This window comes from Pseudomonas brassicacearum (assembly GCF_003732265.1).
GTDB classification, from domain to species: Bacteria; Pseudomonadota; Gammaproteobacteria; order Pseudomonadales; family Pseudomonadaceae; genus Aquipseudomonas; species Aquipseudomonas brassicacearum_D.
Genome location: NZ_MOBK01000001.1, coordinates 1,244,724 through 1,271,616 on the forward strand (window position 1 = coordinate 1,244,724; position 26,893 = coordinate 1,271,616).

Consider the following 26,893-nt stretch of genomic DNA (forward strand, 5'->3'; position numbering starts at 1 on the left):
CCGGCAGCAAAAATCAATTGCCACCAAATATTACATACGTCATATTACCTGCGTAATAAACACCCGTTTCCTACAGGTAAACCCCATGACCAGCATGCCCAGCCTTGAAACCGACCAAGCTGTCCCGGTGAGCACACCCAAGCCACCCCTGCTCAAACGGTTGATCCTGCTGACAGCGGTTGTCGCCGCCCTGGTTGCGGGCGGGCTGTATGCCTCTCACTGGTGGACAGCCGGTCGTTTCATTGAGGAAACCGACGATGCCTACATCGGCGGCGACGTCACTGGGCATGCAGACCAACCTGCAGATCCTCTACAGCCCGGACCAGGTGGCCGGCATCAAGTCCCGTGCGGTGTCCGGCTCGCTGGAACCGTCTGATGCCCTGAAGACCCTGCTGCAAGGCACCGGCATTTCGTTCCAGATCAACGGCAACACCGTGACCCTGATGTCCGGTGGCGGTTCGGGCCTGCAACTGGGCGCGACCACCATTTCCGGCCAGGCCCTGGGCCTGACCACCGAAGACACCGGTTCTTACACCACCGGCGCCACCGCCTCCGCGACCGGGCTGCCGCTGAGCATTCGTGAAACCCCGCAATCGGTCACCGTGGTGACGCGCCAGCAGATGGACGATCGCGGTGTACAGAGTGTGTCTGACGCCTTGCGCAACACCCCTGGCGTCACAATGCAGAAGTACGACAGTGACCGCACCGAGTTTTCCGCCCGTGGCTTTGCCATCACCAACTTCCAGTACGACGGCGTCAACATTCCCTACGATGGCGTGTACGGTGAAAACCCGAACAACGGCGACGACGCGGCCAGCCTCGACCGCATCGAAGTCGTCAAAGGCGCTACCGGCCTGATGACCGGCGCCGGCGACCCGTCTGCCACCGTCAACCTGATCCGCAAGAAACCGACCAAGGAATTCAAGGCCTCGGTCAGCGCCACCGCCGGTTCCTGGGACAACTACCGCACCGAAGGCGACATCTCCGGTTCGCTGACCGATACCGGCAACGTCCGGGGTCGCTTCGTTGGCGCCTACCAGGACAAAGACTCGTACATCGACCACTACAGCCAGAAAAAAGACATCTTCTACGGCATCCTCGAAGCCGACCTGACGGACGACACCTTGCTGACGTTTGGTATCGACAAGTCCAGCGTCACTCCGCGCGGCAGCACCTGGACCGGTAACGCCCCGTACTTCACCGACGGCAGCCGTACCGACTTCTCGCGCAGCTTCAACCCGGGTGCCGACTGGAGCCGCCGCGATTTCGACAGCACGACTTACTTCGCCTCGCTTGAACAAGCGTTGGCCAATGGCTGGAAATTCAAGGCCAGCTTCGACCAGAAAACCACCGATCACGACACCCAACTGGCCTCGGCCAGCGGTGGCTCGGCAGACCCTGTCACGGGCGAAGGCAACTTCCTGTACTGGGGTCGTTGGGAAGGTCATCGCGTGCAGAACTCAGGTGACGTGAACATCTCCGGTCCGTTCTCGCTGGGGGGGCGCGAACATGAACTGGTCGCCGGTTTCATGGCGGCCCACTCGCGCCAGACCGGTGCGACCTACGACACCAGCGCGTTCGAACTGGTGCCAGGCAGCATCTTCGACTGGAACGGTCACCTGCCGAAACAGGAATTCCCGAAAAACGGCAAGTACGAACGCACCCAAAGCCAGAACGGTATCTACATGGCCACGCGCCTGCGTCCGACCGACGACCTGTCGTTCATCCTCGGCGGCCGTTTGAGCACCTTCAAGTACAACGAAGATTACTCGTATTATCCGGGGGCAGCCCTGACCGACACCCATGCCAGCTACAAGGAACATGGCGTTGTCACGCCGTACGCCGGTGTGGTCTATGACCTGAACGATACGTACTCGGTGTATGCCAGCTACACCAAGATCTACCAGCCACAAATCTACCTGGACGCCAGCGGCTCGACCCTCGACCCGGTTGAAGGCGACAGCTACGAGACGGGCCTGAAAGCGGCTTACTTCGACGGCAAACTGAACGCCACCTTTGCTTTGTTCCAGATCAATCAGGACAACGTTGCCCAGTACGTCACCACCGATGTCGGCACCGGTCGAGACGTCTATGAAGCCATCTCCGGCGCCACCACCAAAGGCGTGGAAATGGAACTGGCCGGCGAACTGGCCGAGGGCTGGAACCTGTCAGCCGGCTACACCTACGCCCGTACCCGCGACAAGGACGAGCAACGTATCTACGGTTTCCCGCTGGCCTCCAGCAAACCGGAACACGTCGTGCGCACCTTCACCACCTACCGCCTGCCGGGCGCGCTGGACCAGTTCACCGTCGGTGGCGGTATCAGCTGGCAGAGCGCGTTCTACGGCCAGAGCTTCAGCCCGAACGTGGGTAACGGCGAAGGTGGCAGCACCCTGCTCAAGCAAGGCGGCTACACCCTCGTCGACCTGATGACCCGCTACCAATACGACGAGCACCTGAGCTTCACCGCCAATGCCAACAACGTCTTTGACAAGAAGTACATGTCTGGCCTGGGCAACTTCGGTACGACGTTCTACGGCGAGCCGCGCAACCTGCAGCTCACGGCCAAGTATGATTTCTGAGGTGTGAGCTGATGTGAAAAATGCCCGTGTCGTGAGATGCGGGTATTTTTTTGTCCGGGATATTTGTGTTGGATGTCAGGCCGCCTTCGCGAGCAAGCCCGCTCCCACATTCGACCGAATTCTCATATGAGAGTGAGGCCGAATGTGGGAGCGGGCTTGCTCGCGAAGGCGATAGTGGCTACACCAGAGATCCAGGCACAAAAAAACCGCCACCCCTGATCCAGGCATGGCGGTTTTTTTCAGTTCATCTCAAACCCGCGAACGCACCCACCCCGCCACTTCCGCATGAATCCCTTCAACCTCCCCCAACAACCCCGCCATGCGCATAAAGTCATGGGTCATCCCGGGCTGCTCCAGCAACGTCACCTCATTCCCCGCCGCACGCAGCCGATCAGCATAGGCCAGCCCTTCGTCATGCAACGGATCATGCCCCGCCAGGTACACCAGCGCCGGGGTCACACCGGATAGATCCGCCGCCAGCAATGGCGAGCAGCGCCAGTCCGCGAGGTCCTGCGGTGTGCGCCCGTAATGCGCATAGAACCAGTCCAGCGTTGGCGTTTCCAGCAGATAACCCTCGGCGAAATCCCGATGCGAGGCACGTTGGGTCGTTGCATCCGTCACCGGGTACAGCAACACCTGCGCCTTGGGTTTCAACGCCAGCTCCTCAGGCTCACGCACCGCCATGATCGACAACACCGTGGCCAATGTCGCGCCCACGCTGTCACCGACCAATGCCACCCGATGGGCATCCAACCCTCGTGCCGCGCCTTCACGCACCAGCCAGTTGCCGGCGTCGCAGGCGTCCTGCACGGGTGTCGGGAAACGCCACTCCGGCGCCAGTCGATAATCCACGGTCAGCAACGCAAAACCACCCTGCGAGGCCAGGCGTCGACACAACGCATCGTGGGAATCGAGGCTGCCGACCACATAGCCGCCACCATGGAAGTACAACACCACCGGCTGCAAGCCCTCGACTGTTTGCCCGTCGCGATACAAGCGCGCCGACAGGCTATGGCCGTCGCGGGCAGCGATAGTGAAATGTTCACAGGCCACGGTCTCCAGCGGCACATCGAGAAACCCCGACGACGCTTCAAAATCGATCCGCGCCTGTTGCGGCGATTGCTCATGCATCGCGCGGCTTTTGCCGGTCATCCGGCCGAACTCGGCGAGTTCTAAAAATGCTTCAAGTTCTGGCAATACGGCCATGGGGATGAGTCCTTTAAACAGAGAGATCAATAATCGGGCACTACAAAACCCTGGAGCTGATGAGAATCCTGTGGCGAGGGGGCTTGCCCCCTCGCCACAAAAGCTCCCTCGCCACAGGGTGTTCATCGATCCTTTAGGCAAGGGTCAATCGGCGTTCCAGCAGGTCTTCCAGCTCATCCAGCAACTCGTCACCGCGCAGCAATTTGTAATGCCCGCCGGCCAACAGGCGATCGACGCCCTGGGTGCCGACCTGCGCCTCGAACACCCGGCGCTCGTCGTCACGCTCGGCCACCCACCAGCGATGCGCCGAAGCTTGAATCACCGGCAGTTGCCGATGCGCCAGCGCCAGTTGCTTGAGGCGTGAACCCGTCGCGAAGATCTGCGTCAGTTCCCCCGCGCCCAACGTGGCGTGTTCACTGGAACCGTGCATCGCCGCCTCGATCACTGCGGTGGAACCCTCGCACTCGTTCAAGTCAGCGGCTTTCAGCGCGATCAATGCCTGCGCCTCATCGGCCGGCAACCCGAGCACAAACTTCAGGTAGTCGCCCAGATCCTCGCGCCAGTCCCCCGCTTCTGCCGTGCCCGCCACGTAACTGTCGACTAGCCCGGCAAACGCAACCGTTTCACCCTGGGACTCCAGTTCGTGTGCGACCAGTTGCGTCAACGCACCGCCCAACGACCAGCCCAACAGGTAATACGGCCCCTTGGCCTGCTGACCGCGAATCCGCTGCGCATAGGCTTGCGCCATGGCCAGCAGCGATTCGTCCTGCCATTGCGGATCAAGCAACATCCGGCATTGCACGCCGTACACCGTGCGCCGTCCTTCCAGACGCCGCGCCAGCGGTTCGTAGTCGAACACCGTGCCAAAACCGGCGTGCAGGCAGAACAACGCCGGCACGTTGGGGATTCGCGCATTCAGCGCCAGCAACGGGTCCGGTGCAGACGCTGGTTCAGCCACCTGATAGCCGCTGAGCTCAGCAATGCACGGTTTCTGCATCAGATCCCGCAGCTTCAATTCGAAGCCCAATTGCGGCTGACTGCGCACCCGCGAAATGACTTTGAGCACCTGCAACGAATCGCCACCGAGTTCGAAGAAGTTGTCGTCGATGCCCACTTGCGGCACGCCAAGCACCTCTTGCCAGATCGCTGTCAGTGCCGTTTCCAGCGGGTTGCGCGGCGCGCGATAGCCGCCAAGCGCCCATTCCGGCGTCGGCAGTGCGCGACGATCGAGCTTGCCGTTGGCCGACAGCGGGAAGCGTTCCACCACCATGATCCGCGCCGGCACCATGTAATCCGGCAGTTGCGCTTGCAGTTCAGACTTCAAGCGACGATCCAGACCGACCGCGCCGGGCGCCACCACATAACCGACCAATTGCTTGCCGGTCGGCGTGTCATGGACCACCACGGCGGCATCCAGCACGCCCGCGCACTCACGCAGACGCGCTTCGATTTCGCCCGGTTCGATACGGAAACCACGGATCTTCACTTGCTGGTCGAGGCGTCCCAGGTAGTCGATCAACCCGCACTCGCGCTGGCGCACCAGGTCGCCGGTGCGGTACATGCGGCCGCCGGCCTCGAACGGATCGGGGATGAAACGCTCGGCGCTCATGCCGGGACGCTGGTGATAACCCCGCGCCAGGCATTCGCCGCCCAAATACAACTCGCCGCTGACGCCCACCGGCAACGGATTGAAGTCGGCATCGAGCACGTACAAGCCACGCCCGGCCACACCGCGACCAATCGGCGCATACGCCGCATCGCAGGTTTCGCTGACCTCGGCACGCCACAACAAAGGCGTGACCACGGTTTCGGTCGGGCCGTAACCGTTGACCAGACGCTGCGGACGCAGTGCCCGTTTGACCTGCTCGAAACTGGCCTCCGGCACCGCATCACCGCCAAAACAATACACCTCGACCGCCGGTGGATTGCCCAGACGTTCAGCCACCTCGGCCATCTGTTGCAGGTACGCCGGCGGGAAGCAGGCGACGGTGACGGCGTGACGATGCAACACTTGCAGGGTCTGTTCCGGGGTCCACACATTGTCCTCGCGAATCACCAGACTGCCGCCGGCCAACAGCACACTCAGCCAGCGTTCCTGAGCGCCGTCGAAGGCGAACGACATGAAGTGCAATTCACGGCTGCGCGGCGCCAGTTCGTAGAGCTCGATGATGCCGCGGCAATGCCGGGCAATCGGCCCGCGTTCCACGGCCACGCCTTTCGGTTGGCCGGTGGAGCCGGAGGTGTAGATCAGGTACGCCAGATGCCCCGGCAACGGGTTGGAAACCGGGCACGGCACGTTGTCGGCAACGCGCAACTGATCGAGCAGCAGGCGTGGAGGGCTATCCGCCAACGGCAGTCGTTCGCCCAGATCGCTGTCGCAGAGCAACAGACTGGCAGCCGAATCGCTCAACATATAAGCCAGCCGTTCGGCCGGGTACGCCAGGTCCAAAGGCAAGTAAGCCGCCCCTGCTTTCAGCACCGCGAGGAACGCGACAATCGTGCGTTCCGAACGCGGCAACGCTACCGCTACCAGACTTTCCGCGCCGATGCCCCGGTCGATCAATTGCTGCGCCAGCCCATTGGCCTGCGCCTCAAGCTCGGCGTAACTGACTTGCCGATCCTCACAGATCAAGGCGATCTTCTGCGGCTGCATCTGCACATGCTGATTGAACGCATGCAGCACATCGGCGCTGTCGGTCGACGCTCGCGGCAGGCTGATGCGCGATTCAGGCAGGCCAATATTGCCGAGCAGACACGTCGCGTCCTCCGGCAACGCACGCAGCAACCCTTCAAGCTGCGCCCGAATCCGCTCTACTTCCACGTCACTGAAGCGATCACGCAGGAACAGGTACTCGACTTCCAGGCCTTCTTCGTTGGCGCTGACCATCAAGTCCATCGGGAAGTTGGTCACGCCACCGCTGCCGACTTCGGCAAAGCGCAGCTCACCTTCCTCGCCACCGCGTAATGCACGGTCCACCGGATGGTTTTCAAACACGATGATGCTGTCGAACAAGCCCTGGCCACCCTGCCCGGCCCAGCGCTGGATGTCCGACAACGGCGTGTGTTCGTAATCGCGGACCATCAGGTTGTAGTCCTGCAACTCGCGCAACCACTCGCCCAACGGCTGTTGCGGATCAAGCGTCTGGATCACTGGCAAGGTGTTGATGAACAGGCCGAGCATGTCTTGTGCCCCGGCCAATCCGGTCGGACGCCCCGCCACCGTGGCGCCGAACGCGACGCTGCGCTGGCCGCTGTGGCGTTGCAACAACAGCAGCCACGCGCCTTGCACCAGGGTGTTCAGCGTCACGCGTTGACGCTTGGCGAAGGTGTGCAGTTTGCGCGTCGCCTCGCTGTCGAGGTTGCTGTACATCACGCCGTGACCGGAACCGGCGGAACCCGAGGCCTTGGCCAGAATCGTCGGCTCTTCGAGCAATGCCAGGCGTTCGCGCCAGAAGCCTTCGGCCTGTGCCCCGTCCTGACGTTGCAGCCAGGCGATGTAATCGGCGTAGCGACCGGTCAGGCTCGGCAACGTGTCGTTGTGGTACAGGCGCAGCATGTCGCCCAACAGACGCGAGGCGCTCCAGCCGTCGAGCAGCAAGTGGTGGTAAATCCAGATCATCTGGTAACGGTCATCACCGAGACGCACCAGGATGAAACGCATCAGCGGCGGACAGCTCAGGTCGAAACCCTTGGCCTGTTCCGCGGCGGCCAGTTCCTTCAGTGCCTGTTCGTTGTCGGTGCGCTCACGCCAGTCGAGTTCTTCGATGGGCAACTCGACGTCGGCGAACACCGCTTGCAGCGGATCGGCCAGGCCATCGCGCCAGCGGAACGCCGCACGCAGCACTTCATGACGCTTGACCAGGGTCTGCCACGCCGCGCGGAAACGCGGCACCTGCAAACCGTCCACCGCCACGCTCAACTGGTTGACGTAGGGGTTGAGCTCCGGTGAATCGAGGCAATGGAACAACATGCCTTGCTGCATCGGCGACAGCGGATACAGGTCTTGCAGACCTTCACGGGCGGCAACGTCGATGTGTGGCACCAGCGCAAAGGCCGGGACTGTCGGCGCATCAACCCACTTCGCTTCACGACTGCTGGCCACCGAGGCCAATGCGCGGATGGTCTGCTGTTCGAACAGTTGCTTCGGACTGAACACCAACCCGCGCTGCCCGGCACGGCTCACCGCTTGCAGCGAAATGATCGAGTCCCCGCCCAATTCAAAGAAGTTTTCAGTGACGCCCACCGACTCCAGCCCCAGCAGTTCCTGCCAGATCTCCACCAGCAACACTTCGGCCGGGGTCGCGGCGGCGACGTGATCGTGGTGCTGCCGTGTGGCTTCCGGCGCCGGCAGCCCTTGACGATCCAGCTTGCCGTTCGGCGTCAGCGGCAACGCCGCCAGGCACATCAAATGCGCCGGCAGCATGTGCGCCGGCAAGCGGCTGCGCAGGTGAGCGGTCAGCGCTTCACGCAGGTCCTGCTCATCGGCGAGCGGATCGCGCGGCACCACGTAACCGACCAATTGGCGGCTGACCGGGCCGTCGCGGTCGATCACGAAGGCTTCACGCACGCCTTCATGTTCAAGCAGGCAGGCTTCGATTTCGCCGAGTTCAATCCGGAACCCGCGAATCTTCACTTGCTGGTCGATCCGCCCAAGGTATTCAACTACGCCATCGGCACGGAACCGCGCGAGGTCACCGCTGCGGTACAAACGCGCGCCCGGTACGAACGGATCCGGCACGAAGCGTTCAGCGGTCAAATCGGGACGTTGATGGTAACCCCGAGCGACGCCCTCGCCGCCCAGGTACAACTCACCCGCGACGCCGACCGGCAGCGGCTGCAAACCGCCGTCCAGAATATAGGCACTACGATTGCCCACTGGCCGGCCAATCGGCATGAACGCCGAGTCAAATTCGGTATCCGGGTACGCCAGCCAGATCAGCGGCGTGATCACTGTTTCGGTCGGGCCGTAGCCGTTGATCAGCCGCTTGGGTTGCAGCACCTGCTGCACTTCATCGAAGGCATGCTTGGCCATGCCTTCACCGCACGGGGTGTAGGAGCGGATCGGCAGATCACGCCCCGCCTCGCCCATGAAGTCGGCGATCTGCGCCAGGTAGCTCGGGGTGAAACAGGCGATGGTGATGCCGTGCTTTTCGATCTCGGCACAGGTGCGCTCGACACTCCACAACTCATCGTCACGGGGCATCACCGCCGAACCGAACACCAACGGTGTCAGCCAGCGTTCGTGGGCGCCGTCGAAGCTGATCGAGGCGAATTGCAGCTCGCGGTCGTCCGGGGTCATGCCGTACAGCTCACCAATCGACAGGCAATGCATGGCCAGCGGACCGTGGGCCACACTGACGCCTTTCGGCCGCCCGGTGGAGCCTGAGGTGTAAATCAGGTACGCGAGGTTTTCGCCACAGGTCAGGTTGACCGGGTTGGTCTCAGCCATCGATTCCAGTGGTTCGCGGTCGACTTCCAGCACCGCCAGACCTTGCGGCAGCGGCAGTTTTTCCCGCAGCCACGACTGGCTGATCAGCAGCGCAATGCCGCTGTCTTCCATCAGATAGCGCAGGCGTTCAGCCGGGTACGCCGGGTCCAGAGGCACGTAGGCGCCGCCGGCCTTGAGGATCGCCAGCAGGCCGATGATCATTGCAGGCGTTCGCTGCATCGCCAGGCCGACCCGCACTTCCGGGCCGATACCCAGTGCGCGCAAGCGATGGGCCAACTGGTTGGCGCGACGATTGAGTTGGTCGAAGCTCAATTCCAGGTCGTTGAAGATCAGCGCGGTGGCGTCCGGTCGGATGACCGCTTGGGCCTCGATCAACTGATGCACGCAGAGCGGGTTTTCCGCCGCGGTAAATGCGGGATTCCACTCCACCAACTGTTGCGCACGTTCCGGCGCGGTCAGCAGCTCCAGTTCACTCAATGCCGCATTCGGAGCGGCGACCATCGCCGTCAGCAGCGCGGCCAGATGCTCGCTCATGCGGGCAATCGCCTCGGCGCTGAAGTGAGCGCACTGGTAGCTCCAGTTCAGGCTGAGCTGGCTTTCGGCAGTGGCCGCCAGGGTCAGCGGGAAATTGGTGCGTTCATGGTTCTGCGGGATCGAGAAGCTCAACCCGGCCGGTGCGCCCTGTTGCAGCGCTTCGGCTACCGGGAAGTTTTCGAACACCAGCAGGCTGTCGAACAGCGGCTCGCCGGTGCGTCCGGCCCAGCGCTGAATGTCGCCCAATGCGGTGAATTCATGCTCACGCAATTCGAGGTTCTGCGCCTGCAAGCGAGTCAACCAGTGGCCGACGCTTTCAAGCGCATCCGGCGTGCTGATCACCGGCAAGGTGTTGATGAACAGCCCGAGCTGGCTTTCGGCCCCCGGCAAATCCACCGGCCGCCCCGCCACGGTCGCGCCGAACGCCACGCTGCGCTGACCGCTGTAGCGTTGCAACAGCAGCGCCCACGCGCCTTGCACCAAGGTGTTGAGCGTCACTTTTTGCTGACGGGCAAAGTCGCTGAAGCGTTGGCTGGAGGCAACATCGAACGTCTGGCGATGATCAGCGAACGCTGCCGTCGACAGGTGTTTACCACCGCCATGGGCCAGGCTCTGCGCCAGCAGCGTCGGGTTGTCGAGGTTGGCCAGTTGCTCGCGCCAGAACAATTCATCAGCTTGCGCATCCTGACGTTGCAGCCAGCCAATGTAGTCGGCGAAACGTCCGGTTGGCGCCTGCACGTCCTGCCCGGCATAGCGCTGCAAGACTTCGCTCAGCAGCAGCGAATTGCTCCAGCCATCCAGCAACAGGTGATGGTGGGTGTAGATCAGTTGCTGGCGCTCATCGTCGAGTCGCACCAGGGTCAAGCGCATCAACGGCGCCCGGGTCGGGTCGAGTTGCAGGCGTTCGTCATCAATCAATTGAATCAACGCTTCGGCCTGATCGCTGCGGTCGCGCCAGTCGAGACAGGTCATCGGCAGTTGCAGATGACGATGGACCAACTGCACCGGCGCTTCGAAGCCCTCCGGGAAGTGGAAACTGCTGCGCAGGATCGGATGGGTGTCGAGCACCGCTTGCCACGCGCGGCCCAGTCGTTCGGCATCCAGCCCTCGGACTTCGACGCTGAGCTGGTTCACGTACGCGCCGGACTCCGCCTCATACAAGCTGTGGAACAGCAAACCAGCCTGCATCGGCGACAGCGGATACACGTCTTCGATCTGCGCCGGCGGCACCGGCAGGCCATCGAGTTGTGCCTGAGTCAGCCGCGCCAACGGGAAGTCCGCCGGGGTCACGCCGCCCGCGCCATCGCTCAGGCAATGGGCGATCAGCGTCAGCAATTCATCACGGAAATCTGCGGCCAGCGTTTCGATTTCACGCAGGTCGAAGCATTCGCGGCTGAAGGTCCAGTCAAGTTTGAGCTCACCGCCATAGACCTGACCGTCCACCGACAGCCAGTTCGGCAACGGTGCGTCGGCCGATTGTGCGGCGCCGCTGGATTCGCGGGCCGGGGTGAACAGTGCGTCTTCGGCAAAGCTCTGGTCGAACTGGCCGAGGTAGTTGAACGTCACCCGCGCTTGCGGCAACGCGGCCAATGCCGCTTGGGTCGACGCGTCGCCCATGTAGCGCAACAGGCCGTAGCCCACGCCTTTGCCGGGAATCTCGCGCAGTTGTTGCTTGATCGCCTTGATCGAACCGCCAAGGTCGGCGGTCGGCGTCAGGCGCACGGGGAACAGGCTGGAGAACCAGCCAACGGTGCGGGTCAGGTCAATGTCGTCGAACAGTTCTTCGCGACCATGGCCTTCGAGCTGAATCAGCGCCGATTGGTCGCCGGTCCAGCGGCTGAGGGTGCGGGCCAGTGCGGTCAGCAGCAGGTCGTTGACTTGCGTGCGGTAGATCGCGGGCGCCTGTTGCAGCAATTGACGGGTTTGTTTGCGGTCCAGACCGATGCTGACGCCCTGGCGCAGATGCCCGGCCTGACTGGCGTGGGCATTGGCCGCCGGCAACCAATCATTCGCCACGCTGAGCTGAGCCTGCCACCAACCCAGTTCGGCGGTGGCGGCTTCGGAGCGTGCATAGGCGTCGAGTTTCTCGGCCCACGCCTGCAAAGCGCTGGTCTTCGGCGGCAGGTCTTGCCCAAGGTAGGCTGCCTGCAGATCTTCCAGCAGCACCCGCCACGACACACCGTCCACCGCCAAGTGGTGAATCACCAGGAGCAAACGCTGGGAGCCATCGGCTTGGGCGATCAGTGCCACGCGCAGCAATGGCCCGTCTTGCAAACTGAGGCTGCGTTGCGCTTCATCGCACACCGATTCCAGCGAGGCATCACTGGCCACGCGGGCGGTCCAGAGCATGTCGATCACATCGGCGCTGTCGGCCCCGACATAACGCGCCGACCATTGGCCGTCGACCTGACTGAAGCGCAAACGCAGGGCATCGTGCTGCTTGAGCAGGCGTTGCAGCGCGGCTTGCAGACGCGGCAGTTCGAGGGTTTCACGCGGCGTCAGCAATACCGCCTGATTCCAGTGCGCGCGTTGCGGAATGGGTTCGGCGAAGAACCAGCGCTGGATCGGCGTGAGCGTTTGCACGCCGTCCACCGGCCCTTGTTGCGCCAGCGGTGCGGCCTGTTCTTTGACCACCGCGGCCAGCGCTTGCAAGGTCTGCTGCTGGAACAGGTCACGCGGTTGCAGGCTCAGACCCGCACGGCGCGCCCGGCTGACCAGTTGAATCGAGATGATCGAATCGCCGCCCAGTTCAAAGAAGTTGTCCTGACGCCCGACCTGCTCCACGCCCAACACGTCTTGCCAGATCTGCGCCAGCACCTGTTCGTGCGCGCTGCGCGGTGCTTCGAAAGCGCGTTGGCTGACCTGCGCGGTGGGCATGGGCAGGCGTTTACGGTCAAGTTTGCCGTTGGGACTCAGCGGCATCTGCTCGATCAGCACGGTCTGCGCTGGCACCATGTAATCCGGCAGGCTGGCGAGCAGATGGCTTTTCAGGGTTTCGCGCCACGCGCCTTGTTGTTCGGAATTGGCCTCCAGCAGTGCATCATCCTGCGGCACCAGGTACGCGACCAATTGCTTGCCGCTCGGGCCGTCGAGGGCCAGCACCACGGCGTCCTGCACGTCGGCATGTTCTTGCAGGCGCGCTTCGATTTCGCCCAGTTCGATGCGCAAACCGCGAATCTTCACTTGATGGTCGATGCGCCCGCAGTAGTCGATGGCGCCGTCGGCGCGATAACGCGCCAGGTCGCCGGTGCGGTACAGGCGCTCGCCGCTGCCGAACGGATCGACCACAAAACGCTCGGCGGTCAGCGCGCCGCGACGGTGATAACCGCGCGCCAGGCCGACGCCACCGAGGTACAACTCGCCCACCGCGCCCAACGGCAACGGTTGCAGTTCGCTGTCGAGGATGCAGGTGCGCAGGTTGGCGATCGGGCGACCAATCGGCACGCTGTCGCAGCCTTCTTCCACGCAGGTCCAGTGGGTCACGTCGATGGCCGCTTCGGTCGGGCCATAGAGGTTGTAGAGGTTGGCTTGCGGCAGGCTTCGCAAGGTCTGGCGTTGCAGTTCCATCGGCAGCGCTTCACCGCTGCAAATGATCCGTGTCAGCGAGGTGCAGGTCAATGATTCGTCGGCGCCGATGAAGGCGGAAAGCATCGACGGCACGAAGTGCAGCGTGGTGATTGCTTGCTCGACGATCAACGCAGCGAGGCGTTGCGGATCGCGATGTTCGCCCGGTGCGGCGATTACCAGGGTGGCGCCTTTCATCAGCGGCCAGAAAAACTCCCACACCGACACGTCGAAACTGAACGGCGTTTTTTGCAGCACGCGGTCGGTCGGCAGCAGGTTGTAGGCGTCCTGCATCCATTCCAGACGGTTATGTAGCGCGACGTGGCGGTTGCCTGCGCCTTTGGGTTTGCCAGTGGAGCCGGAGGTGTAGATCACGTAGGCGAGGTTTTCTGCCACGGCGAAGTTCGGTAGATCGTTGCCCGGCAGTTCGCTCAGCCAGTCGGCCTCGGCGCGCAGGCACAAGGTCCGCACGTTATCGGGGGTCGGCAATTGCGCCAGCAGATGTTCCTGAGTCAGCAGCAATGCAATGCCGCTGTCTTCGATCATGTAGCTCAGGCGATCCAGCGGGTATTCCGGGTCCAGCGGCACATACGCGCCACCGGCCTTGAGAATCGCCAACAGGCCGACGACCATTTCAAACGAGCGGTCGCAGGCGATCCCCACCAGCACTTCCGGGCCGACGCCCTGGGCGCGCAGGTAATGAGCCAGGCGGTTGGCGCGCAGGTTCAGTTCGGCGTAGCTCAGGGTCTGACCCTGGAACACCAGCGCCGTCGCGTTACCGTCTTCAACTACGCGTTCTTCGAAATGGCGCTGCACGCAGACTTCGCCCGGATAAGCCCGAGTCGTGTCGTTGAGGTCATCGAGAATGCGCAGACGCTCGTCGGCATCGAGCAGCGGCAACTCGGCGAGTGGGCATTGCGGGTTCGCCAGCACGCCGGCCAACAGGTTTCGCCAATGGCGGGCCAAATGCTCGATGCGCTCAGCGTCGAACAGGTCGGTGGCATACGTCAGGCTGGCGAAAAATTTGTCGCCCTCCTCCTGCGTGTCCAGTTGCAGGTCGAATTGCGTGGTGTGCGCCGTGGCGTTCAGCGCTTCGACCCGCAGGCCGGCGAGCAAGCCGCTGACCGCTGCCGGTTTGGCTTGCTGGTGGTTGAACATCACCTGGAACAACGGGCTGTGGCTGAGGCTGCGTTCACCTTGCAGCGCCTGTACCAGACGTTCGAACGGCAAGTCCTGATAATCCTGGGCGTCCAGCGACGCGGCGCGGGTCTGGTCGAGCAATTGGCTGAATGACAGACGTCCGTCGAGTTCGGCGCGCATCACCTGGGTGTTGACGAAGAAGCCGATCAGGCCACGGGTTTCCACACGATTACGGTTGGCAATCGGCACGCCTACGCGCACGTCGGACTGACCGCTGTAGCGGTAGAGCAAGGCCTGGAAGCTGGTCAGCAACAGCATGAACGGCGTGACGCCGCGCTGTTTGGCCAGGGTCATCAGGCCGCTGGCCAAGGTTGCATCGAGGGCGAAATCCAGGCGCGCGCCGCGCTGGCTCGGTTGCGCCGGGCGTGGGCGATCAGTCGGCAATTCCAGCAGCGGTTGTTCGCTGCCCAACGTGTCACGCCACCAGTTGAGCTGGCGCTCCAGTTCGCCCGCTTCCATCCAGCGACGCTGCCACAGGGCGTAATCGCAATACTGGATCGGCAGCGGCTCAAGTGCTGCGTTTTGCCCCTGGCAATGCGCGGCATAGAGCCGAGAGAACTCCTCCACCAACACGCCCATCGACCAGCCATCGGTGACGATGTGGTGCAGGGTCAGCAGCAGCACATGGTCTTCGGCATCCAGTTGCAACAGGCTGACCCGCAACAGCGGACCGTGTTGCAGATCGAATGGGCGGGCGATTTCCAACTCGACGTTTTTCATCGCGAGATCGAGGCGATGTACCTGAGGCTCGTCGCGCAGATCGATGTGTTTGATCGCCAGCGATGTGAACTCGGCCAGCGTCTGAACGACTTGACCGTCATCCTCGACAAAACGACTGCGCAGGCTTTGATGCCGCTCCAGCAACACATCAAAACTCTGCTGCAACGCCGCGACATTCAGCGGCCCGTGCAAGCGCAACGCCGCCGGGATGTTGTACGCCGAGCTCTGCGGATCAAGCCGCCAGAGGAACCATTGGCGCTGCTGCGCATACGACAGTTCGAAGCGGGTTTGCGCCTCGGCAGCCGGCGGAATCGGCAATTGGCCAAAGCTCACGCCCTGCTCTTGCATGCGCCTCAGAAACTCGAGGCGTTTGTCGGCGGGCAGGCCGGCGAAGCGGCTGGCGATACGCTGGGCAGTGGTGTGTTCCATCAGTTGATCTCCATCTCGTCGAGAAGCGACTCAAGCGCATCAAGACGTGCATCGTTGTCAGCCGGGGCGTGTTGCCCGGCCATGGCGGCATAAGCCTGCAGGTCGGTGGATTCGAACAGCGCGCGCAGCGGCAGCTCGATGCCCAGTTCCAGCTCCACACGGGCACTGGCCTGGGCGGCGAGCAACGAATGCCCGCCCAGTTCAAAGAAGTTGTCACGCCGGCCGATCTGCGCCACGCCCAGCACCTCGGCCCAGATCGCCGACAGTTGCTGTTCGAGGGTGCCCTCGGGGGCTTCGAAGGGACGTTGCCAGTCCTCGGCGTCCGGCACTGGCAAGGCCTTGCGGTCGAGCTTGCCGTTGCCGGTCAGTGGCAAGGCGTCGAGCAGCAGCCAGTGGCTTGGCACCATGTAGTCCGGCAGATCGACCTTGAGCGCGGTGCGCAGGTGATCGCGCCAGGCGATCGGGTCGTGCGGGGCTTGGTCGGCCACGACGTAGGCGCACAACTGCGGTCCGCCGTCGTCGTGATGAACGTTTAATACCGCTTGGCGCACGCCCGGTTGGGCCAGCAGCGCGGCTTCGATTTCGCCGAGTTCGATGCGGAAACCGCGAATCTTCACTTGCTGGTCGATGCGGCCGAGGTAATCGATGCTGCCGTCGGCGCGCTGGCGGGCCAGGTCGCCACTGCGATAGAGGCGCTGCGAAACGTCGAACGGGCTCGGCACAAAACGCTCGGCGGTCAGGCCGAAACGCCCGTGATAACCGCGCGCCAGACCAGCACCGGCGATGTACAACTCGCCCGCAACCCCCACCGGGACCGGTTGCAGCTGACTGTCGAGCAAGTACCAGCGCAGGTCGCGGATCGGCAGGCCAATCGGGCTCTGGGCCTTGCCGTCGAGGTCGGCCAGACGAATCGCGCGGTAGGTCACGTGCACCGTGGTTTCGGTGATGCCGTACATGTTGACCAGGGTGGGTTGCTGGTCGCCAAAGCGTTCGAACCAGGGACGCAGGCTGGCGACTTCGAGAGCCTCGCCACCGAAAATCACCTGCCGCAGGGCCATGCTCCGCGGGCTGGCGCAGGCAATCGGCAACAGTTGGTGGAACGCGCTCGGGGTCTGGTTCAGCACCGTGACGCCTTCATCGCAGAGCAAGCGGTGAAACGCTTGCGGCTCGCGGCTGATGTCATGCGGCACGATCACCAGACGCCCGCCAGTGCACAGCGAGCCAAACAGCTCCCACACCGAGAAGTCGAAGGCGTAGGAATGGAACAGCGTCCAGACATCGTTCGCGCCGAAGTTGAACTCGGCGGCGGTGGCGCTCAGCAGACGCCCGACGTTGGCATGGCTGAGCAAGGCGCCCTTCGGCCGCCCGGTAGAACCGGAGGTGTAGATCACGTACGCGAGGTTGTCCGGGGTCGCCAGCGGCGGCAGGTTGTCGTCGCTGAAGGCGTCCAGTTCCAGCGATTCCAGGCTCAGCACCTGCACGCCCTCACGGGAGGGCAAACCGTCGATCAACTGTTGTTGGGTCAACAGCAGCGTGAGGCCGCTGTCTTCGATCATGTAGCTCAGGCGCTCGGCCGGGTAGTGCGGATCGAGCGGCACGTAGGCGCCGCCGGCCTTGAGAATCGCCAGCAAGCCGACCACCAGCGGCATCGCCCGCTCAGCGGCGATGCCAACGCGCACTTCCGGGCCGACGCCCTGCTCTCGCAGTTTGCGCGCCAGTCTATTGGCCTGGGCGTTGAGCGCGGCGTAGGTCAGTTGCTCGCCTGCGTAGACCAACGCAACGGCGTTCGGCTGTTGCGCAGCCTGAGCTTCAAACAACTGGTGCAAGGTTGGCGACAAGGGTTGCGCCGCGAATGCCGGGTTCCAGTGCTGGATCAACGCGTCGGATTGTGGCGCGTGCAGCAGCGGCAATTCGGCGACGCGTTGTTGTGGATCATTGACCACCGCGCGCAGCAGGTTCAGCCACTGCTCGGCGAGGCGTTGCATGGACGCCTCGTCGTACAGATCCGTGGCATACGTCAGGCTGGCATCGAGCGCATCGCCCTGTTCCTGGGTGTCGAGTACCAGATCAAACTGGGTGGTCTGCTGCTGCCAGTGCAAACGCTCAACCTGCAAACCGGCCACGCTGCGCTCGACGCTGGCGCCCAACTGTTGCTGATGGTTGTAGAGCACCTGGAACAACGGGCTGTGATTGAGGCTTCGATCCGGTTGCAAGGCGTCGACCAATTGCTCGAATGGCACGTCCTGATGGGCTTGCGCATCCAAGGCAACCTGTTTGACCTGTTGCAGCAACGCACAGAACGGTTGCTGCCCGTCGATCTGCGTGCGCAGCACCTGGGTGTTGATGAAAAAGCCGATCAGGCCTTCGGTTTCGAGACGCGAACGCCCGGCGCTCGGCACGCCGACGCTGATGCTCGACTGCCCGCTCTGGCGATGCAACAAGGTCTGGAAACTCGCCAGCAACAGCATGAACAACGTCACTTGCTGCTCTTGGGCACGTTGGCGCAAACCGGCCAGCAGCCCGCGATCAACGTTCAGCATCAGGCTGGCGCCGCGTTCGCTGCGACGGGCCGGACGGCTCAGTTCACTCGGCAACTCCAGCGGGGTCTGGCTGCCGGCCAGTTGTTCGCCCCACCATGCCAATTGCCGTGCGCCCTCGCCGGCTTCCAGCCAGTCGCGCTGCCAGCGGGCGTAGTCGCTGTAGTTCACCGGCAGGCTGGGCAAACCGGCGGCGCGACCGTCGACTGCCGCCTGATACAACGCACTGAACTCATCGACCATGACCTGCATCGACCAGCCATCGGCGGCGATGTGGTGCACGGTCAGCACCAGCACGTGTTCGTCGGTGTTCACTTGCAGCAGCAAGACACGCCACAGCGGACCGTTGCGCAGGTCGAACGGTCGGGCGTTTTCTTCCGCCACCGCGCTGTCGACCGACGATTGATCGAGCGTGCGCTGTTCCAGTTGCAGCGCCAGCGTCTCATGCAGCACCGGACGCGCCTGCTGGCCATCCTGTTCGAACGTCGTGCGCAGGGTTTGGTGACGGGCCTGCAATTGCGCGAAGGCTTTGTGCAGGGCATCGAAGTTGAGCGAACCCTTGAGGCGCAACGCGGCGGGAATGTTGTAGGCCGGGCTTTGCGGGTCCAGCTGCCAGAGAATCCATTGGCGTTGTTGGGCGTACGACAGCATCGGCGGTTGATCGACTGGCGCAGGTTGCAGGAGCGGTTGGCCGCTGATGTTTGCCAGCGCTGCACGCTCGGCAAATTCCGCCAGAGTCGCGGCCGAGAACAGGCTGCTCACCGACAGTTCGAGGTGCAATTGCTGACGCACCCGCGAGATCACCTGAAGCACCAGCAACGAGTGACCGCCCAGCGCAAAGAAGTTGTCGTTGCGCCCTACTCGCTCAACCTGCAAGACGTCCTGCCAGATCAGCGCCAGCTGCGATTCCAGCCCTTGGGCCGGAGCCACGAAGTCACGTTGTGCGTCGCTGGCCTCAATACGCGGCAAGGCTCTGCGATCGAGTTTGCCGTTGTTGTTGAGCGGTAATCTGGCCAGCAGGATCAGGTGGCTCGGCACCATGTATTCCGGCAACGACTGACGCAAATCGGTTTTGAGACGTTCCAGATAGTCAGTTTCAGAAACCAGCGCATCGTTGGCCACGACATACGCCACCAATTGCGTCCCGTCCTGAGCGATGACCGCCGCTTCACGCACGTCATCGCGAGCTTGCAGGCAGGCTTCGATCTCGCCCATTTCAATGCGGAAACCGCGAATCTTCACTTGGTGGTCGATACGGCCGACGTATTCCAGATTGCCGTCAGCGTTGTAACGCGCCAGGTCGCCGCTGCGGTAAAGCCGCGCACCCGGCTCACGGGCGAACGGGTCCGGCAGGAAGCGTTCGGCGGTCAGCGCCGGGCGATCGAAGTAGCTTTGCGCGAGGCAGGTCGGTGCGCCGATGCACAGCTCGCCAACGCCGCCGTAGGGCAGCAAATGACCGGACGCATCCAGCACGTACAACGCACGCCCGGCGATGGCGCGACCAATCGGGATACCAAACGCATCGCTGGCATCCTCAAGACGGCATTCATGCACGCTGGACACCACCGTCGCTTCCGTCGGGCCGTAGGTGTTGAGCAGTCGTACGTGGCTCAATCCAGCCTGATGCCACAAACGCAAACCTTCGACCGACATCGCTTCGCCGCCGACATGCACCTGACGCAAATCGCCGAGATCGCGCACCACGCCGCTCGCGCAGTCGCGGGCCAGCAAGTACCAGTAAGCCGCTGGCAAGTCCGCGACGGTCACGCCTTGCTCGACGATTTCAGCCGCCAGTCGCCCGGCATCCCACAACTCATCGCCGCGCATGATCAACGCGGCGCCGACGCACAACGCCGGGAAGCACTGTTCGACGAAGCCATCGAAGCTGAAGGTCGCAAACTGCAACACGCGGTCCGCCGCCGACAGCACCGAGTAGTCAGCGGCGGATTGGCAGAACTCGCGCAACGCGGCATGGGCGATGGCAACGCCTTTGGGTTGGCCCGTGGAGCCTGAGGTGTAGATGACGTAGGCCAGATCTTCGGCAACCGCATGGTTTTGCGGATCGCTTTCAGGGAAACCGACGTTGTCGTCAAGGCTGAGACGGCGCACGCCTTGTGAATTGTCCAGCAGACCGGATTCACACAGCAGCACGTCGAGGCGGCTGTCGTCGATCATGTGGCGCAGGCGTTCGGCTGGGTAGCTCGGGTCCAGCGGCACATATGCCGCGCCGCTTTTCAGCACCGCCAGCAGGCTGACGATCAGTTGCGGCCCACGGTGCAGCGCCAGCCCGACACGCGAGCCTGGGCCGGCACCGTTTGCAATCAGGCGATGGGCCAGGCGGTTGGCCTGGGTATTCAGCTCCATGTAGCTCAGGGATTGGCCGACAACCTGCAATGCCAGTGCATTCGGCGTGGCGGCAGCCTGAGCGGCGATTTGTTCGTGGACCAACAGGGTTGTGGATAACTGAACCGGGGCCGGTTGGCTGAGCGCAAGCAGCGCATTTTTGCCCTCGACATCGAGCAACTCCAGCGCACCCAATGCCGCGTCCGGCAGCGCCATCAATTGCATCAGCAGATGCTGCAGGTTGGCCGACAACTCAGCGACCTGTGCCGCACTGAACCGTGCCGCGTCGTAGCTGAAGTCCAGGTTCAATCCTTCGCCCAGTTCGATGCCGAGGGTCAGGGGATAGTGCGTGCGCTCGTGGTTGTGCAGGTTGCCGAACGACAATCCGGCCGGCGCGCCCTGCTTCAGCGCTTCGGCGACCGGGAAGTTTTCGAACACCAGCAGGCTGTCGAACAGCGCCGAACCCTGCTGCCCTGCCCAGCCCTGAATGTGGTAAAGCGGCACGTGCTCGAACTCGCGCATGGCCAGGTTCAGCCCTTGCAGCTCGCCCAGCCATTGGCTGACCGTTTGCTCAGGCTTCATCGCGCAGACCAGCGGCAGCGTGTTGATGAACAGCCCGAGTTGTTCTTCGATCCCCGGCAACGGCGCCGAACGACCGGCGACAGTGGCCCCGAAGACCACGCAGTCCTGACCGGTGTAGCGGTGCAGTAACAGGCTCCACGCCGCTTGCAGCACGGTGTTGAGGGTGACTTTCTGTTGCCGGGCGAAGTCGGCCAGACGCTGGGTGGCGCGGCGGTCGATGGCTACTCGATAGGCTTCGCTGCCCTCGGCGCCCACGGGCGGACGCAAGGCTTCGGCGAGCAAGGTGGGTGCTTCCAACGGCGCCAACGCGGCTTTCCAGAATTGCTCGCCAGCGACGGCGGATTGCTGCTGTAACCAGCCCAGATAATCGCGGTATTGCCCGGTCGGTGCCGGCAGCGATTGCCCGGTGGCGTAATGCTGGATCACTTCGGCCAGCAACTGCGCGTTGCTCCAGCCGTCCATCAAAATGTGGTGGCTGGTGTAGATCAGGTGCCAGGCGTCAGTGTCGGTACGCACCAGCTTCAAGCGGAACAGCGGCGCGCTACCCAATTCGAAACCTTTGGCACGCTCGGCATCGGCCAGCGCATCGGTGTCGGTCGCTTCCAGCACCTCAAGCGGCAATGCAACCTGACGGACAATTGCCTGATGCGCGGTGTCGAGACCTTGCCAGTGGAAACTGCTGCGCAGGATGTCGTGGCGTTGCAGTGCGGTCTGCCAGGCGTGGGCAAAACGCTGCGGATCGAGGCCTTGGATGTCCAGGCGCAACTGACTGATGTAGGCGCCGACCTGCGGTTCGTAGAGCGTGTGGAACAGCATGCCCTGCTGCATCGGCGACAGCGGATACAGGTCTTCAAGGGTTTCGACCGGCAATGCGTCGAGTTGCGTCTGGCTGATGCGCGCCAGCGGGAAGTCCGACGGCGTGGTTTGTGGCACTTCAACAGCGCAGCAGTGATCGATCAGCGCTTTGAGCTCCTGCGCGTAGTCGTCCGCCAGACCCTGGATGGTCGCGGTGGCGAACATCTCGCGGCTGAAACCCCAGCTCAGCGACAACTCGCCGCCGTAGACCTGGCCTTCGACGGTCAGCCAGTTACCCAGCGGCGCCGACGGATCCTGGGCCACGCCGCTACCTTCGGTGGACGGCACGAACAGCGCGGCGTCGTCGAACTGACGGTCAAACTGCCCAAGGTAATTGAAGGTAATGCGCGGTTGCGGCAACGCGGCGAGTTCGGCGCGCATTTGCGGTGTACCGAGGTAACGCAATGCGCCGTAGCCGAGGCCCTTGTCCGGCACGCCGCGCAGGTGTTCCTTGATGGTTTTGATCGATGCGCCGAGATCGCTCGACGGCACCAGATTCACCGGGAACAGGCTGGTGAACCAGCCCACGGTGCGGGTCAGGTCGATGTCGTCAAACAGGTCTTCGCGGCCATGGCCTTCGAGCTGGATCAGCGCGCTACCCTGCCCGCTCCAGCGACAAACCGCTCGCGCCAGTGCGGTCAGCAGCAAGTCGTTGACCTGGGTGCGATAGGCCGCCGGTGCCTGTTGCAGCAGTTTGCGGGTGTGTTCGGCGTTGAGCTTGAGCTCGATTTTGTGTTCGAAACGGTTTTCCAGCGCGCCGTTCGGGTGGTCACAGGGCAGATCATTCGCTGCGCTTTTCAGTTCTGTCAGCCAATAACCGAGGCAGTTTTCAAAGGCTGGAAGATGATCTTGCAGACGGGCGACCCAGCGCTGATAGGTGCTGGTTTTAGCCAACGACACCTTGTTGCCGCTGTAGAACTGCTGAAGATCTTCCAGCAGCACGCGCCAGGAAACGCCGTCCACCGCCAAGTGATGAATCACCAGCAACAGGCGTTGAGTACCGTCAGCCATCGCCACCAGCAGCGCGCGCATCAGCGGGCCATTGTGCAGATCGAGACTGCGTTGGGCTTCGTCGCACAGCGCGTTGAGTGCTTCGACGGAGTGCGCCTGACGCTGCCACAGCACCGACTCCGTGGTCGGCGCGGCGTAGGTTTGCTGCCAGCCGTCAGCGGTGTGTTCATAACGCAGGCGCAAGCTGTCGTGGTGGGTCAGCAATTGCTCAAGGGCACGGTCCAGCGCCTCGGCGTTCAACGCCTCGCGTGGCACCAGCAGCAGCGACTGGTTCCAGTGCTGGCGCTGCGGGATTACCTGTTCGAAAAACCATTGTTGCACCGGCGCCAACGCCACCGCGCCGATGGCCGGGCCTTGGTCGATCAACACCTGTTCGCCGCTGCGGGCTGCTTGGGCGAGGCTGCGGAGGGTCTGGTGCTGGAACAGGTCCTTGGGGCTCAACACAATCCCGGCCTGGCGCGCGCGGCTGACCACTTGCATGGACACGATGGAATCGCCGCCCAGTTCGAAGAAGTTGTCTTCCAGACCGACGTTGTCGACGGCCAGTACGTCTTGCCAGATCGCGGCGAGGGATTTTTCCAGTGCGCTGCGTGGCGCGACGTGTTCGCGTTGTTGCTGTGAACCATCGACCGCCGGCAAGGCTTTGCGGTCGAGTTTGCCGTTGGGGGTCAGTGGCAGATGATCGAGGAACAGCAGGAACGCCGGCACCATGTAATCCGGCAGATGCTGGCGCAGAGCGGCTTTCAACGTTTCACGCTGAGTCGCTTGCGCGTCGATATCGCCGAGTAACGCGGGATCGTTCGGCACGATGTAGGCCACCAATTGCTGGCCGTTGACCCCGTCCTGCGCCAGCACCGCCAGTTCGCGCACGGCGTCCTGTTGCAACAGCCGCGCTTCGATTTCACCCAGCTCGATGCGAAAGCCCCGGACCTTGACCTGATGGTCGATGCGCCCGACGTATTGCAGCCTGCCGTCGGCCTGATAGCGGGTCAGGTCGCCGCTGCGGTAGAGGCGCTCGCCGTTGCTGGCGAACGGGTTCGGCACATACTTTTCGGCGGTTATGCCCGGCCGCGCAAGGTAACCACGGGTGATGCCCGCGCCGCTCAGGTACAGCTCGGCAGAGACGCCTTGCGGTGCCGGTTGCAACTCGGCATCCAGCACATAGCTGGCGGTGTGTTTCAGCGGACGACCGATGTTCGCGCGGCCACCGGCCTCGCGTCGGGTCCAGGTCGAATAGGTGGTGTCTTCCGACGGGCCGTACAGGTCGTAGACGTGTTCGACGGTGGATTGCTGATACAGCGCGTCCACCAGACTCTGTTTCAGCGGCTCCCCGGCGAGGTTGATGATGCGCACACTCGGCGGGATCTGCCCGTCGTGCTGCAAGGCATTGATAGCCGACGGCACGGTGTTGATCAGGCGCACCTGATCCCGCGCTGGCAGTTGCGGCAATTCCAGGGCATTGCGGGCGATGATCAGCGAGCCGCCGTTGGCCAGGGTCACAAACAATTCCCACACCGACAGGTCGAAGCACACCGAGGTCGAGGCCAGTACGCCTTGGATGTCTTCGCGGCTGTAGACCGATGCAGACCAGTCGATCAGCGCCAGCACGTTGCGGTGGGCGATGGCCACGCCTTTGGGTTTGCCGGTGGAGCCGGAGGTGTAGATTACGTAAGCAAGGTTGTCCGGCGTGACGCCGGTTTCAGGGGCGTTTTCCGGGTACTCAGCCCACGTGTTGTCGTCCAGCAGCAACACTTGCGTATCGGCTGTGACGGTCAATGTCGCGGCCATCGACTGTTCCGTCAGCAACACCAAGGCGCGGCTGTCTTCAATCATGTAGGCAACGCGTTCATCCGGGTAATCCGGGTCCAGCGGCACGTAGGCACCGCCTGCCTTGAGTACCGCGAGCAATGCCACCAGCAGGTTTTCCGAACGCTGCATCGCTACGCCGACCCGGACTTCCGGGCCGACACCCAACTCGATCAGTTTGTGCGCCAGTCTATTGGCCTGAATCTCGAGTTCGGCATAAGTCAGCTGCTTGGTGCCGAAGGTCACCGCCAATGCATTCGGACTGGCCGTGACTTGCTGGCTGATCAGTTCATGAATGCACAGGTCTTGCGGGTAGGTTTCATCGGCGCGATTCCAGTCATGCACGATGCGCTGGTATTCCGCGCGTTCCAGCAGCGGCAAATCGCTGATGCGCTGCGTCGGATCGCTGACCATGCCATGCAACAACCGCGTCCAGTGCTGCGCCATGCGCGTGATGGTGTCGGCGTCGAACAGGTCGTTGGCGTACGTCAGCGCCGCATGCAGCTTGCCACCCTTTTCATAGGTGTCGAGGGTCAGGTCGAACTGCGTGGTGCGCCCTTCCCACTCGATCACGCCCAGCGCCAGGCCGGACGCCGTGCTGACCGTGGCAATGTCCGCGACGTGAGGCTGGTGGTTGTACATCACCTGGAACAGCGGCGTGTGGCTGAGGCTGCGTTCCAGTTTCAGCGCTTCGACCAGACGCTCGAACGGCAAGTCCTGATGGGCCTGGGCGCCGAGCGCGGTTTCCTTGATGGCGCGCAGCAAATCGTCGACGCGGGTCTGGCCGTCGAGTTGCGTGCGCAGCACCTGGGTGTTGACGAAGAAGCCGATCAGGCCTTCGATCTCGGCGCGATTGCGGCTGGCAATCGGCACGCCGACGCGGATGTCGGTTTGCCCGGTGTAGCGATGCAGCAGTGCATTGAAGGCGCCGAGCAACAGCATGAACAAGGTGATGTTGTGTTTCTGCGCGGTGGTGCGCAGTTGCTCGGCTAGTTGCGCGTCGACAGCAAATTCGTAGCGAGTACCGCGATAGCTCGGCATCGCCGGGCGCGGGTGGTCGGTGGGCAGTTCCAGCACCGGGTGCTCGTTGCCCAGTTGCGCTTGCCAGTAATCGAGTTGGCGCGCCTGCTCGCCCGCTTCCAGCCAGCGGCGCTGCCACAAGGCGTAGTCGCTGTACTGGATCGGTAAAGGCGCGAGTTGCGGCTGAGCGCCAACGTCGAAGGCGTCGTAGCAGCGGATGAATTCGTCGATCAGCACGTTCATCGACCAGCCGTCGGACACGATGTGGTGCAGGGTCAGCAGCAGCACGTGTTCCTGCTCGGCGAGTTTGAGCAAGGTGACGCGCAGCAACGGACCGACTGACAGATCGAACGGCAGCACCGATTGCTGCTCGGCCGCTTGCGCAACAGCGAGTTCGCGCTCCGTGGTCGGGAGCGCGCTGAGATCCACCTGATCGATCACCAGCGGCGCGCTGGCCGGCACTTGCAGCAAGCTGTCGTCGGCCTGGCGCTGGAACACCGTGCGCAGGGTTTCGTGACGCTCAACGAGGCTGGCGAATGCTTGTTCCAGCGCGGGCAGGTTCAAACGCCCGGTCAGGCGCACCGCACCCGGCAGGTTGTACGCGCCGCTGTGGGGGTCCAGTTGCCAGAGAAACCACATGCGTTGCTGGGCATAGGACAACGCGTGGCGATCCTCAGCCTCCACGCCGGCCGGGATGGGAAACCGGGCGAAATCGACGCCCTCCTTGTGCAAGGCCGCAAGGAACATCTGGCGCTTTTCCAGGGGCAACCCGATAAACCGGCGAGCAAGTTTCAAGGAGTCTTCAGCATTCATTTCTAAGCATCCGGATCAGTGGCGGGAAGCACAAAGGCACGTCGTCCCTATAAAACGAATGCACACCGGAAAAATTAACGAATGAGAACAAGTATCAGGAAGGAGATAAAACGCGGAGTCTGAGGATGCCAAAAATCCAATTGTGGGAGTGGCGGTGCGGCGATCCGACTTGCTCGCGAATGCGGTGGGTCAGCCAACATCAATGTTGAATGTTAAACCGCATTCGCGAGCAAGCCCGCTCC

4 protein-coding genes and 1 pseudogene are annotated in these 26,893 nt (G+C 62.9%); 2 read left to right on the top strand and 3 right to left on the bottom strand.

Annotated elements, in window-relative coordinates; translation table 11 throughout:
- Positions 1-85: 85 nt before the first annotated feature.
- Positions 86-283: pseudogene (locus BK660_RS05925) on the top strand (HlyD family secretion protein); the annotation flags it as partial.
- Positions 258-2,582: a TonB-dependent siderophore receptor gene (locus BK660_RS05930; RefSeq protein WP_259698482.1), complete on the top strand. Its 2,325-nt coding sequence runs from the start codon at positions 258-260 to the stop codon at positions 2,580-2,582. The pseudogene BK660_RS05925 and the gene BK660_RS05930, both read left to right, overlap by 26 nt.
- A gap of 249 nt (positions 2,583-2,831) precedes the next feature.
- Here the strand turns inward: BK660_RS05930 and BK660_RS05940 are convergent, their stop codons facing one another.
- The 3 genes from BK660_RS05940 to BK660_RS05950 form a co-directional block, all read right to left on the bottom strand.
- Positions 2,832-3,788 carry an alpha/beta hydrolase gene (locus BK660_RS05940; RefSeq protein ID WP_123432488.1) on the bottom strand — a complete coding sequence of 319 codons (957 nt, stop codon included), beginning with the start codon at positions 3,786-3,788 and terminating at the stop codon, positions 2,832-2,834.
- A gap of 133 nt (positions 3,789-3,921) precedes the next feature.
- Positions 3,922-15,684, bottom strand: a complete 11,763-nt coding sequence (locus tag BK660_RS05945; protein ID WP_123432489.1) for a non-ribosomal peptide synthetase — start codon at positions 15,682-15,684, stop codon at positions 3,922-3,924.
- Positions 15,684-26,651 (bottom strand): non-ribosomal peptide synthetase, encoded by a 10,968-nt coding sequence (locus BK660_RS05950; RefSeq protein WP_123432490.1) that lies wholly within the window; start codon positions 26,649-26,651, stop codon positions 15,684-15,686. Before BK660_RS05950 ends, BK660_RS05945 begins: the two co-directional genes overlap by 1 nt.
- Positions 26,652-26,893 lie beyond the last annotated feature (242 nt).

Coding starts and splice junctions, on each gene's coding strand:
- BK660_RS05930 (WP_259698482.1), top strand. CDS start 258: ATGCCTACATCGGCGGCGACGTCACTGGGCATGCAGACCAACCTGCAG.
- BK660_RS05940 (WP_123432488.1), bottom strand. CDS start 3,788: ATGGCCGTATTGCCAGAACTTGAAGCATTTTTAGAACTCGCCGAGTTC.
- BK660_RS05945 (WP_123432489.1), bottom strand. CDS start 15,684: ATGGAACACACCACTGCCCAGCGTATCGCCAGCCGCTTCGCCGGCCTG.
- BK660_RS05950 (WP_123432490.1), bottom strand. CDS start 26,651: ATGAATGCTGAAGACTCCTTGAAACTTGCTCGCCGGTTTATCGGGTTG.